At 73.9% G+C, this 12156-nt stretch carries 8 protein-coding genes; 2 read left to right on the top strand and 6 right to left on the bottom strand.

All coding sequences use genetic code 11. The features are described 5' to 3' along the window. Positions 1–25 precede the first annotated feature (25 nt). Positions 26–955 carry an AraC family transcriptional regulator gene (locus tag QSK45_RS34675; protein WP_395483986.1) on the bottom strand — a complete coding sequence of 310 codons (930 nt, stop codon included), beginning with the start codon at positions 953–955 and terminating at the stop codon, positions 26–28. A 107-nt stretch (positions 956–1062) separates the two neighbouring features. Between QSK45_RS34675 and QSK45_RS34670 the strand changes: the two genes are divergently transcribed. Then, positions 1063–6021 (top strand): ATP-dependent helicase, encoded by a 4959-nt coding sequence (locus QSK45_RS34670; RefSeq protein ID WP_285562893.1) that lies wholly within the window; start codon positions 1063–1065, stop codon positions 6019–6021. Positions 6022–6775: 754 nt separating this feature from the next. Beyond that, positions 6776–7621, top strand: a complete 846-nt coding sequence (locus tag QSK45_RS34665) for an Fpg/Nei family DNA glycosylase (protein WP_285562892.1) — start codon at positions 6776–6778, stop codon at positions 7619–7621. Positions 7622–8140: 519 nt separating this feature from the next. Here the strand turns inward: QSK45_RS34665 and QSK45_RS34655 are convergent. The 5 genes from QSK45_RS34655 to rimO form a co-directional block, all read right to left on the bottom strand. After that, on the bottom strand, positions 8141–8611 hold the full coding sequence (locus QSK45_RS34655) for a Dps family protein (RefSeq protein WP_285562890.1): 471 nt from the start codon (positions 8609–8611) through the stop codon (positions 8141–8143). Between the two features lie 207 nt (positions 8612–8818). Continuing rightward, positions 8819–9193 (bottom strand): helix-turn-helix domain-containing protein, encoded by a 375-nt coding sequence (locus QSK45_RS34650; RefSeq protein WP_070026017.1) that lies wholly within the window; start codon positions 9191–9193, stop codon positions 8819–8821. A 109-nt stretch (positions 9194–9302) separates the two neighbouring features. Beyond that, complete coding sequence (locus QSK45_RS34645; RefSeq protein ID WP_285562889.1) at positions 9303–9848, bottom strand: CinA family protein; 546 nt, start codon at positions 9846–9848, stop codon at positions 9303–9305. After that, a complete protein-coding gene (gene pgsA / locus QSK45_RS34640) occupies positions 9845–10621 on the bottom strand; it encodes a CDP-diacylglycerol--glycerol-3-phosphate 3-phosphatidyltransferase (protein ID WP_285562888.1) in 777 nt (258 codons plus the stop codon). The genes QSK45_RS34645 and pgsA overlap by 4 nt, the downstream gene beginning before the upstream one ends. Further along, a complete protein-coding gene (rimO, locus tag QSK45_RS34635) occupies positions 10618–12090 on the bottom strand; it encodes a 30S ribosomal protein S12 methylthiotransferase RimO (RefSeq protein ID WP_285562887.1) in 1473 nt (490 codons plus the stop codon). Before rimO ends, pgsA begins: the two co-directional genes overlap by 4 nt. Positions 12091–12156: the final 66 nt, after the last annotated feature.

Below are 12156 nucleotides of genomic sequence, written 5' to 3'. Positions count from 1 at the left end.
ACACCCGGGACCGTACGGACGAACGTCAGTCCGAGTCTTGTACGTTCTTGCGCCTCCGACTGTTCGCGTTCCCGCGCCCGCCCGCGCCGCCGCGCTCACGCTGGTAGGCGCCCGGAGGCACGCCGACGATCCGGGCGAAGTGCCGGTTGAGGTGCGGCTGGTCGCTGAAGCCGACGGCGACGGCCGCCTCGGCGGGCCGCATCCCGGTGTCCAGCAGCAGTCGCGCGCGGCGTACCCGGGCATCGGTCAGCCAGGTGTGCGGCGGCATGCCGTAGCTGTCCCGGAAGGCCCGCAGCAGCGCGAACGGGCTGGTCCCGAGATCGCCGGCGAGCCGTTCCAGGGTCGGCGGCCCGGCCATGCGCTCCTCCAGCACGGCCCGCGCGCGGGCCGCGATCCGCGCCCCGGCCGTGCGCCGCCGCCGCTCGGGCAGCGGTCCGCCGTTCAGCCGGAGCAGCCGGGTCACGGCAACCCGCAGCAGGGTGTCGGCGGCCAGCGCGTCGCCCTCCTCGGCGGCGCGCAGCACCTCGTGCACGAGACGGACGGTCGACGGGTCGTCGAGGACGGGGCTGACGAAACCGGGGGTGCCGCGCAGCGTCGTGGTCTCCGCCGCTATCGCCGCCACCACCTCGGGCGAGGGATAGACCGCGCCGTACCGCCAGCCCTCCGGGACCCCGGCCCGGCCGGTGTGCGGGGTGTCCGGGTTGACCAGCGCGAGGGCGCCCGCGCCCGCGGACACGTCGGAGCCGCCGTGGTGGAACACCTCGACACCGTCGACGATGGCGGCGATCACGAAATTCTCGTGGGTGTGCCGCACGAAGGTCTTGTGGACGTACCGGGCGCGCAGCAGGTCGACGCCGGGCAGCTCCTCGTAGCGCCAGTGCCGCGCCCGCTCCACCGGTCGCCGCGCCGGGTCCCGGGGCGGGCGGTCCTCCTGCCGTCCAGCCGTGCCTGCCATGGGCCCATTGTCCGCCGCATCGGCCGCGTCCCGCCCTCGCCCCCCGCAGGATCGTGGCATTTGCCCAGGTCAGCACGATTGTCAGTGGTCGGGTGCAGGATGGACGCATGGTCAGCTCCGCACACCGGGCCCTCGATGGCTTCTCCCCCGCGACCCGCGGCTGGTTCGCGGGGGCGTTCTCCGCGCCCACCGCGGCCCAGGCGGGCGCGTGGCAGGCCATCCAGGCGGGCTCGGACGTGCTGGTGGTCGCGCCGACCGGGTCGGGCAAGACGCTGGCCGCGTTCCTCGCCGCCCTGGACCAGCTGGCCTCGACGCCGCCCCCGGCCGACCCGCGCAAGCGCTGCCGGGTGCTGTACGTCTCACCGCTGAAGGCCCTCGCGGTCGACGTCGAGCGCAATCTGCGCAGCCCGCTGACCGGTATCCGCCAGGAGTCCGTGCGCCTCGGGCTGCCCGAGCCCGAGGTCAAGGTCGGCATCCGCTCCGGCGACACCCCGGCCGCCGAGCGCCGCGCCCTGTCCACGCGCCCGCCGGACATCCTGATCACCACCCCCGAGTCGCTCTTCCTGATGCTGACCTCGGCCACCCGCGACGCGCTCACCGGAGTGGAGACGGTGATCCTGGACGAGGTGCACGCGGTCGCCGGCACCAAGCGCGGCGCGCATCTCGCGCTCTCCCTGGAGCGCCTCGACGAACTGCTGCCGAAGCCGGCCCGGCGGATCGGCCTGTCGGCGACCGTGCGCCCGGTGGACGAGATCGCCCGCTACCTCTCGCCGCGCCGCAAGGTGGAGACCGTCCAGCCCGCGTCCGGCAAGGAGTTCGACCTCTCCGTGGTCGTGCCGATCGAGGACATGGGCGAGCTGGGCGGCTCCCCGGCCACCGACGCGGCCGACGGCGGGGAGCGGCCGTCGATCTGGCCGCATGTGGAGGAGCGGATCGCCGACCTGGTCCAGTCGCACCGCTCCACCATCGTCTTCGCCAACTCCCGGCGCCTCGCCGAGCGCCTGTGCAACCGGCTCAACGAGATCGCGTACGAACGCGCCACGGGCGAGCCGCTGGCCGAGCACCACGCCCCGGCCCAGCTGATGGGCGGCTCGGGCGCGGCCCAGGGCGCGCCCCCGGTGATCGCCCGCGCCCACCACGGCTCGGTGTCCAAGGAGCAGCGCGCGCTGGTCGAGGAGGACCTGAAGGCGGGCCGGTTGCCCGCCGTGGTCGCCACCTCCAGCCTGGAGCTGGGCATCGACATGGGCGCCGTCGATCTCGTCGTCCAGGTGGAGTCCCCGCCCTCGGTGGCCTCCGGGCTCCAGCGCGTCGGCCGTGCCGGACACCAGGTGGGCGCCGTCTCCACCGGCGTCGTCTTCCCCAAGTACCGGGGCGACCTGGTGCAGGCGGCCGTCGTGACCGAGCGGATGCGCACGGGTGCCATCGAGTCCCTGAAGGTGCCCGCGAACCCGCTGGACGTCCTTGCCCAGCAACTCGTCGCCATGACGGCGATGGACACCTGGCAGTTCGACGACCTGCTGGCCATGGTGCGCCGCGCGGCCCCCTTCGCCGCGCTCCCGGAGTCGGCGTTCACCGCGGTCCTCGACATGCTCGCGGGGCGCTACCCGTCGGACGCGTTCGCTGAACTGCGCCCCCGTGTGGTGTGGGACCGGGTGGCGGGCACCATCACCGGCCGTCCGGGCGCCCAGCGGCTGGCCGTCACCTCCGGCGGCACCATCCCGGACCGGGGCCTGTTCGGGGTCTTCCTCGCCGGGTCCGACCCCAAGAAGGGCGGCGGCCGGGTCGGGGAGCTGGACGAGGAGATGGTCTACGAGTCCCGGGTGGGCGACGTCTTCACACTGGGCACCAGTTCCTGGCGCATCGAGGACATCACCCGCGACCGGGTCCTGGTCTCCCCCGCGCCGGGCGTGCCGGGCCGGCTGCCGTTCTGGAAGGGCGACCAGCTGGGCCGCCCGCTCGAACTGGGCCGCGCGGTAGGGGCGTTCCTGCGCGAGGTCGGCTCGCTGTCCCCGGACGACGCCCGGCCGCGGCTGCTCGCCGCGGGCCTGGACGCGTGGGCGGCGGACAACGTACTGGCGTATCTGCGGGAGCAGCGCGAGGCCTGCGGCCATGTCCCGGACGACCGCACGATCGTCGTGGAGCGCTTCCGCGACGAGCTGGGCGACTGGCGGGTCGTCGTGCACTCCCCCTTCGGCGCCCAGGTGCACGCCCCCTGGGCCCTCGCGCTCGGCGCCCGGCTGTCCGAGCGGTACGGCATGGACGCGCAGGTCATGCACGCCGACGACGGCATCGTGCTGCGCCTGCCCGACGCCGACCTGATGAGCCTCGACCTGCTCGACCAGGAGCCCGTGAAGGCGGGCACGGAGTACGACAGCGAACAGGCGCCCGTCGGCGCGGCCGATGTCGCCTTCGACAAGGGCGAGGTCGACCAGGTGGTCACCGACCAGGTCGGCGGCTCGGCCCTGTTCGCCTCCCGGTTCCGCGAGTGCGCCGCCCGCGCCCTGCTGCTGCCGCGCCGCAACCCGGGCAAGCGCACCCCGCTGTGGCAGCAGCGCCAGCGGGCGGCACAACTGCTCCAGGTGGCGAGCGAGTTCGGCTCGTTCCCGATCGTCCTGGAGGCCGTCCGCGAATGCCTCCAGGACGTCTTCGACGTACCCGGCCTCGCCGAGCTGATGGGCGACATCGAGTCCCGCAAGGTGCGCCTGGTCGAGGTCACCACCCCGGAGCCGTCCCCCTTCGCCCGCTCCCTCCTGTTCGGGTACGTCGCCCAGTTCCTGTACGAGGGCGACTCCCCGCTGGCCGAGCGCCGGGCCGCCGCGCTCTCCCTGGACTCCCGGCTGCTGGCCGAGCTGCTGGGCCAGGCGGAGCTGCGCGAACTCCTCGACGCCGAGATGCTGACCGAGCTGGAGCGCGAACTCCAGTGGCTGACCGAGGACCGCCGGGTCAAGGACGTGGAGGGCGTCGCCGACGTGCTGCGTCTGCTCGGCCCGCTCACCGAGGCCGAGTTGGTGGCGCGGGGCGCGGATCCGCACTGGGTGCGCGAGCTGGCCGGGGCGCGCCGGGCGATCAAGGTCCGGATCGCCGGCGCCGACCACTGGGCGGCGATCGAGGACGCGGGCCGGCTACGCGACGCGCTCGGCACCGCGCTGCCCGTCGGCGTCCCCGAGGCCTTCACCGAACCGGTCAAGGACCCGCTGGGCGACCTCCTCGCGCGGTACGCCCGTACGCACGGCCCGTTCACCTCGGCCACCGCGGCCGACCGCTTCGGCCTGGGCGTGGCGATCACCGACGGTGCCCTCCAGCGGCTCGCCGCGAGCGGCCGGGTGGTGCAGGGCGAGTTCCATCCGGCGGGCATCGGCCAGGAGTGGTGCGACGCCACGGTGCTGCGGCGACTGCGCCGCCGCTCCCTGGCGGCTCTGCGGCACGAGCTGGAACCCGTACCGCCCGCCGCGCTCGCCCAGTTCCTCCCGCAGTGGCAGCACATCGGCAAGGGGCACGGGCTGCGCGGCATCGACGGACTGGTGCGCGCCGTCGAGCAGTTGCAGGGCGCCTCCGTGCCCGCCTCCGCGCTGGAGAAGCTGGTGCTGCCGTCCCGGGTGGCGAACTACGCGCCGTCGATGCTGGACGAGCTGACCGCGGCCGGCGAGGTGGTGTGGGCCGGCGCGGGCGCCCTGCCCGGCAAGGACGGCTGGGTCTCCCTCTATCTGGCGGACACGGCACCGCTGTTGCTCCCGGCGCCGCATCCCCTGGAGCCGACCGCGCTCCACCAGTCCGTCCTGGACGCGCTGTCCGGCGGCTACGGCCTCTTCTTCCGGCAGATCGCCGACCAGGTCCGCGCCACCACGCACCCCGAGGCGACCGACCCCCAACTGGCCGACGTCCTCTGGGACCTGGCGTGGTCGGGTCGGCTCACCAACGACACGCTGGCGCCGATGCGTTCCCTGCTGGGCTCGGGCCGCACGGCGGGTTCGACCGCCCACCGTGCCAAGCGCGCGGTGCCGCGCGGGCGGTACGGCTCCCTGACGGCGGCGGCCCGCACGGCCTCCCGCACCGGCCCGCCGACCGTCGCGGGCCGCTGGTCCCTGCTGCCCGTGGCCGAGCCGGACCCCACCGTGCGCGCGCACGCGCTGGCCCGCACCCTGCTGGACCGGCACGGCGTGGTGACCCGGGGAGCGGTCACCGCGGAGGGCGTGGAGGGTGGCTTCTCGGCGGTGTACCGGGTGCTGTCCGCCTTCGAGGACAGCGGCCAGGCCCGACGCGGTTACGTGGTCGAGGGGCTCGGCGCGGCCCAGTTCGCCATGAACGGCGCGGTGGACCGGCTGCGCGCGGTGTCCAATGCCCGCGACCGGGGCGAGTCCCCGCCCTCCCCGGCCAACGGCTTCGCCGCGCCCGGACCGACCGACCCGGACGGCTTCCCCGGCACGGACGGCGGACCGCACGGCCACACCGCTTCCGACGCCGAAGCGGGCTTCGCCCACCCCGGTCTCGACGGCGACTTCACCTGGCCGCCGGCCGACCCGTCCGGCGATCCCGGCGGCTACGTCTCGCCCCGCGACCTCGCCGACCCCTTCGCCGCCCCCGGCTACGGCGGTCCGCGGGGCGGCGGTTCCACCGGCCGGCGCCCGCGTGGAGCCTTGGGGACCTATCAGGGCTCCGGCAGGGACCGCTCCCCCGACTCCCGTGCCGTCGTCCTCGCCGCGGCCGACCCGGCGAACGCCTACGGCGCGGCCCTGTCCTGGCCCGAGCCGCCGACCGGCGCCGGACACAAGCCGGGCCGCAAGGCGGGTTCCCTGGTCGTGCTGGTGGAGGGCGAGCTGACCCTGTACATGGAGCGTGGCGGCAAGACGCTCCTGGCCTGGCCGGTCTCCCCGGACACCGGGGCCGCCGACGACCCCCGGCTGCGCACGGCCGCCGAGGCCCTGGCCGCGGCCGCCCGAGCCGGTTCCCTCGGCACCGTCACCGTCGAGCGGATCAACGGCACCCAGGCCCTGACCTCGCCCATAGGCACCCTCCTGGAAGCCGCGGGCTTCGTGGCCACCCCACGGGGCCTGCGCCTGAGGGCGTGAGCCGACGGTGCGCCCGGCGACTCCGGCCCCACCGGCACCGCCGGCGCACCCACCTCCGACACCGCCGCGCCTTCCACACACCGGACCGCCGGCACCCGCCGAGAACCCTCCTTCGCGCACACCGGAACACCGGCACACTCCAAGAACCGTCCCGCACGCCCGACGCGCCCCATACCCCTCCGGCACGCCAACTCCCCCGACGCCGCGCCGGACCAGGAAACCACCGGCACACGGCACACGGCACACGGCACACGGCACACGGCACACGGCAAGGATCGTCCCCAGTCCCTCCCCGGAACCTCCTACACACCGCCTCCCAGCGCGGCCCCACCACCCAAACACCGGCAATCCGGCACACGCCAGGAACCGTCCCTCGCACCCACCATCCCCACCTCTCCCTGACAACCTCCACTCCTCCCACCCCCGACACCGCCACCCGCCCGCACCCCCAACACCCCTATCTCTCCCGAGGACGCTCCCTCTGCCCCGAGGACGCTCCCTCGGACCCCCTTCCCGGCTCCCGCCCCCGGCACCGCCGCGGCTCCCCCGCGCCGCCCGGCGGCTCCCCCACCCCTACCGACGCCCCATGCCGCCCGGCCCACCTCGCGGTCTCCTCCGCATCCTCCCCGCCGACGCACCTCGCGCCCGCCCCCTCTCGCCCCCCTCACCGTCCCCTCCCCCACCACTGCCTCTCCCCCGGCCCCCGCCCCCCTCGGCGCTCCCCGCCCGACCCCCGCCGTGGCACCCTTGACCCATGCCCGAAGGTGACACGGTCTGGCAGGCCGCGCGGCGGCTGCACGAGGCGCTCGCGGGCAAGGCGCTGACCCGCAGTGACTTCCGGGTGCCGAAGTACGCCACGGTCGACCTCACCGGCCGCCGGGTGCTGAGCACCGTCCCTCGCGGCAAACACCTGCTCACCCGGTTCGAGGGCGGCCTGACCCTGCACACGCATCTGCGCATGGAGGGCGCGTGGAAGGTGTACGGCACGGACGAGCGCTGGCGCGGCGGGCCGGGCCACCAGATCCGCGCCGTCCTCGGCACCGCCGACCGCACAGCCGTCGGCTACCGCCTCCAGGTGCTCGAACTGCTGCGCAGCACCGAGGAGGAGCGCGTGGTCGGCCACCTCGGGCCCGATCTGCTCGGCCCTGACTGGGACCCGGAGCGCGCCCTCGCCAATCTGTTCACGGACCCCGCCCGCCCCCTCGGCGAGGCCCTTCTGGACCAGCGCAATCTCGCCGGGATCGGCAACGTCTACAAGAGCGAGCTGTGCTTCCTGCTCGGCGCCACCCCCTGGCTGCCCGTCGGCGCGCTCCCCGCGGACCGCGCCGAGAAGCTGCCCGGCCTCGCCCACCGGCTGCTGGAGTCCAACCGCGATCGCCCGGTCCGCCAGACCACGGGCCTGCACCGGCACGACCTGTTCGTGTACGGCCGCGCCCCGCGCCCCTGTTTGCGCTGCCGCACCCCGGTCCGCGTCGCCGACCAGGGCGACGGCTCCCAGGACCGCCCCACCTACTGGTGCCCGACCTGCCAGACCGGCCCGGCCCCGGCGCCGGGCGCGCCCCAGCGCTGGCGCGAACGGTACCGTCGTACTCCCACCTGACGGTTCGCCGGAGGACGGTCCGGCACCACCGGCGGCTCACCCAGGGACGGCCCGGCACCGGCCGACGTTCACGACGGGCCGGACACCCCGTCCGGGCACACTCCCCCCGAACCCGCCCCGCCCGAGCGCGCCTCCTGCGAGCACACTCCGCCAGGACACGCTCCGTCCGCACACGCCTCACCCGAACCCGAGCGCGCCCCGTCCGCACACGGCCGCGGTGGCCGCCCCCCGTGGGCCTCTCCGCCCCGCCACGCCGCCGCCCAACGTCCCGGGAGCAGGATGCCCACCGCCCTCCCCCTGGGCGCGCAGTGCACCGGCAGCACACTCAGCCCCCACCCGCCGGCCGCGACCGCCGCTTCCAGTACGCCCGTGCCCTGCCCCAGGGCGAGCCGCAGCACCGCCCACCACCACACCGCGCCGCATCCCAGCGCCGCCGCCCGGCGCACCGCCCGCCCCGTCATGCCCACCACCTCCCGCCGGACGCCGGACGCCCACCCGCCCCGGCGGCACCGGCAGCCGCTACGCGTTCTCCGCCTGGAACATCCAGTGATGTTTCTCCAGGTCGGCGGTGATCTGGATGAAGATGTCCTGGGACACCGGGTCCGGCTGCTCGGTCGCGTGTACGCGCTCCCGCATCCGGGTGATGACCGAGCCGAGCGCGTCCACCATCGCCCCCACCGCGTCCCCGTCCTTGATCCATCCCGAGGCGGTGGTCTTGATGCCGCTGTGGGAGGACACCGTGGCGGCGCGGCCGTCGGGCGGCACACCCAGCGACGAGGCGCGTTCGGCCACCGTGTCGGAATGGGTGCGGGCGGAGGCGACGACCTCGTCCAGCTGGAGGTGGACGGAACGGAAGCGGGGCCCGACCACGTTCCAGTGGATCTGCTTGGCGACCAGGGACAGGTCCACCAGATCGACGAGGGCGCCCTGCAGCGCCTCGGCCACGGTCTTCAGGTCCGCGTCGGCCAACGGGCTCTTCACGACGTACATCCGCTTCCTCCGGCGTCCGGCGGCCCTCGCGGCCGTCACGTCCCTCCACCATGACCGCCCCACCCGACCCGGGCAAATGGACGCATCGACGGGCAGACGACGTAAAACACGGGCACGCAGCGGAAACCCCGGCCACACTCCTCGGATTCGTTCCGAGGAGCCCGGCCGGGGCCTCACGCATGTCTGTCGATCGTGCCGCCGCGTACCTCAGGCGGCGACCACGTCCACCGCCTTCGCGGGCGCCTTGATGGTCACCCGTTCCGGTGGCACACCGGTCACCGAGACGGAACCCAGCATCGGACGGACCGGCGTGGGCACGGGCTCGGTGGCCGCGGCGGACTGGGCCAGCTCGGCGAGCGCCAGTTCGTCGCTCACCTCTCGCATGAGTTCCGACATCCGTACGTCCAGCGCGTCGCAGATGGCGGAGAGCAGCTCGGAGGAAGCCTCCTTCTGCCCCCGCTCCACCTCGGAGAGATAGCCGAGTGAGACTCGGGCGGACGAGGAGACTTCGCGCAGAGTACGGCCCTGGCGTTGGCGCTGCCGACGCAGCACGTCACCCAGCAGGCGACGGAGCAGAATCATCGGTGGCTCCCTCCTCGGACCGCGTAGCCGCATCCTTCTCGCCCCACCGTACCGCCTCGCGCTGCGGCCGTGCGGGGAGCGATGTCGTGTTCACTCAGGGCTGCAAACATCAAAACCCCCCGTTCCGTTCCGTATCCTGTGCCCGCTCATTCCCAGACTGTTCGCCCGCAATCTGCCCCAGGAGCAGTGCGAGTACGCTCCGTACACTCTCCCTACGGATTTCCGCACGGCTGCCGTTCAACCGCAGGGCCTCCACTTTTCCGCCACCGGCGGAGGACGCGGGGGCCGTCAGCGGTCCGTCAGCGGCCACGAAGACCGTGCCGACGGGCTGGCCGTCCTGCGGATCGGGGCCCGCGACCCCGGTGGTCGCGATGCCCCAGTCGGCGCCGAGAGCCTTCCGCACCCCGGCCGCCATCTGGGCCGCGACCTGCGGGTCCACCGCGCCACGCCGCTCCAGGAGAGCCGCGTCGACGCCCAGCAGCCGGTGCTTCAGCTCGGTGGCGTAGGCGGTCACCGAGCCCCGGAACACCTTGGACGCTCCGGGCACCGCGGTGATCTCCGCCGCGACCAGGCCACCCGTGAGCGACTCGGCGACCGCAAGGGTCTCACCCCTCACTGTCAGTAGTCGCACCAGTTCGGTGGCCGGGGAACTCACGCTTCCGTCTCCTCCAACGCCGCCGCGCGCTCGGCGATTCCCTGCCTGCGCAGCACAATGGCCTGTCTTACATAGTCGAGACCGGTGACGACGGTCAGGACGACCGCCGCGGCCATCACCCAGAACCGCAGCGTGGCCAGCCACCCGGTCAGCGCCAGCACGTACATGCCGACGGCCACGCCCTGGGTGAGGGTCTTCAGCTTGCCGCCGCGGCTGGCCGGGATCACGCCGTAGCGAATGACCAGAAAACGCATCAGGGTGATGCCGAGTTCCCGGCCGAGGATGACGGCCGTCACCCACCACGGCAGATCACCGAGGGAGGACAGACAGATCAGCGCCGCGCCCATGATCGCCTTGTCGGCGATGGGGTCGGCGATCTTGCCGAAGTCGGTGACCAGGTTGTAGGTACGCGCCAGGTGACCGTCGAACAGGTCGGTGATCATGGCGATGGCGAAGGCCGCCCACGCCAGCGAGCGCCAGGCCGGGTCGTAACCGCCGCCCGCCAGCATCAGCGCCACGAAGCCGGGCACCAGGAGCAGCCGGAGCATGGTCAGCAGGTTGGCGACGTTCCATACGCTCGCCTGGTTGACCGCCGCGGCCGTGATCTTGCCGCCGCGCGCGGACCTCCCCTCGCCCGTCGTGCCGGCGTCGGGAGCGGATGCGGATGCGGAACCGGAGACCTCGGACGCAACTCCGTCGGCAGCGGCGGCGCCGCCCCGGGCGCCCTGCGCGCCGGAGGAGCCGCCCGCGGCGGAAGCCGGGACTCCGGTCATCTGCCCGCCTCCTCACTCCACGCGAGCGAGCCGGTCAGCGGCTCGGCCACCAGGTCGACACCCTCCGTACCGACCACCTTCGCCTCGACCATACGTCCCACGGCGAGGCCCTCGCCGCTCGTGAGCAGCACCTGGCCGTCGGTCTCGGGCGCCTGGTGCGCGGCGCGGCCGTACACGCCCTCCTCGTCGTCCACCGACTCGACCAGGACGTGCACGCTCTCGCCGACGCGCTCCTCGGCGCGCTGCGAGACCAGTTCCTCGGCGAGCCGGGAGATGTGGGCCAGGCGCTCGGCGACGACGTCCTCGTCCAGCTTGCCGTCGTAGGTCGCCGCCTCGGTGCCCTCCTCGTCGGAGTAGCCGAAGACGCCGATGGCGTCCAGGCGGGCGCCGGTCAGGAAGCGCTCCAGTTCGGCGAGGTCCGCCTCGCTCTCGCCGGGGAAGCCGACGATGAAGTTGGAGCGCACGCCGGCCTCGGGGGCCTTGGAGCGGATGGTGTCGAGCAGTTCCAGGAAGCGGTCGGTGTCGCCGAAGCGGCGCATGGCGCGCAGCACGCCGGGCGCCGAGTGCTGGAAGGAGAGGTCGAAGTACGGCGCGATCTTGGGCGTCGAGGTGAGCACGTCGATCAGGCCGGGGCGCATCTCGGCCGGCTGGAGGTAGCTCACGCGGACCCGCTCGATGCCGTCGACCCCCGCCAGTTCGGGCAGCAGCGACTCCAGCAGGCGGATGTCGCCGAGGTCCTTGCCGTACGACGTGTTGTTCTCGGAGACCAGCATGACCTCCTTCACGCCCTGCTCGGCCAGCCAGCGCGTCTCGCCCAGGACGTCGCTGGGGCGGCGGGAGATGAAGGAGCCGCGGAAGGACGGGATGGCGCAGAAGGAGCACCGGCGGTCGCAGCCGGAGGCGAGCTTCACCGAGGCGACCGGCGCGCCGTCCAGGCGGCGGCGCAGGGGCGCGCGGGGGCCGGATGCGGGCGCCACCCCCTCGGGCAGGTCGGTCGGGCCGTGGCCGGGCAGCGCGACGGAGGCGGCCGAGTCCTGGCGCTCGGCCGGGCTGATCGGCAGCAGCTTGCGGCGGTCGCGGGGCGTGTGCGAGGCGTGGATGCCGCCGGAGAGGATGGTCTGCAGGCGGTCGGAGATGTCCGTGTAGTCGTCGAAGCCGAGCACGCCGTCGGCCTCGGGCAGCGCCTCGGCCAGTTCCTTGCCGTACCGCTCGGCCATGCAGCCCACCGCCACGACGGCCTGGGTTCTGCCATGGCCCTTGAGGTCGTTGGCCTCCAGGAGGGCGTCGACGGAGTCCTTCTTGGCGGCCTCGACAAAGCCACAGGTGTTGACGACGGCGACGTCTGCGTCCGCGGCGTCCTCGACGAGCTGCCAGCCGTCCGCCTCCAAACGGCCTGCGAGCTCCTCGGAATCCACCTCGTTACGGGCGCAGCCGAGAGTGACGAGTGCGACGGTACGGCGTTCAGGCATGGGCTCAAGAGTACTTTGTCTCACCGACAGCCCATGTCGACGGGGTTGGCCCAACCCGGCCGGCCC

The organism is Streptomyces hygroscopicus subsp. hygroscopicus, assembly GCF_030269125.1.
In the GTDB taxonomy this organism is placed as follows: Bacteria; Actinomycetota; Actinomycetes; order Streptomycetales; family Streptomycetaceae; genus Streptomyces; species Streptomyces hygroscopicus_C.
This window is presented reverse-complemented; position numbering and strand designations above follow the sequence as displayed.

Excerpts from the sequence above, each read along its gene's own strand:
- QSK45_RS34655 (WP_285562890.1), bottom strand. The coding sequence starts at position 8,611 with ATGTACGTCGTGAAGAGCCCGTTGGCCGACGCGGACCTGAAGACCGTG.
- QSK45_RS34665 (WP_285562892.1), top strand. The coding sequence starts at position 6,776 with ATGCCCGAAGGTGACACGGTCTGGCAGGCCGCGCGGCGGCTGCACGAG.
- rimO (WP_285562887.1), bottom strand. The coding sequence starts at position 12,090 with ATGCCTGAACGCCGTACCGTCGCACTCGTCACTCTCGGCTGCGCCCGT.
- QSK45_RS34670 (WP_285562893.1), top strand. The coding sequence starts at position 1,063 with ATGGTCAGCTCCGCACACCGGGCCCTCGATGGCTTCTCCCCCGCGACC.
- pgsA (WP_285562888.1), bottom strand. The coding sequence starts at position 10,621 with ATGACCGGAGTCCCGGCTTCCGCCGCGGGCGGCTCCTCCGGCGCGCAG.
- QSK45_RS34650 (WP_070026017.1), bottom strand. The coding sequence starts at position 9,193 with ATGATTCTGCTCCGTCGCCTGCTGGGTGACGTGCTGCGTCGGCAGCGC.
- QSK45_RS34675 (WP_395483986.1), bottom strand. The coding sequence starts at position 955 with ATGGCAGGCACGGCTGGACGGCAGGAGGACCGCCCGCCCCGGGACCCG.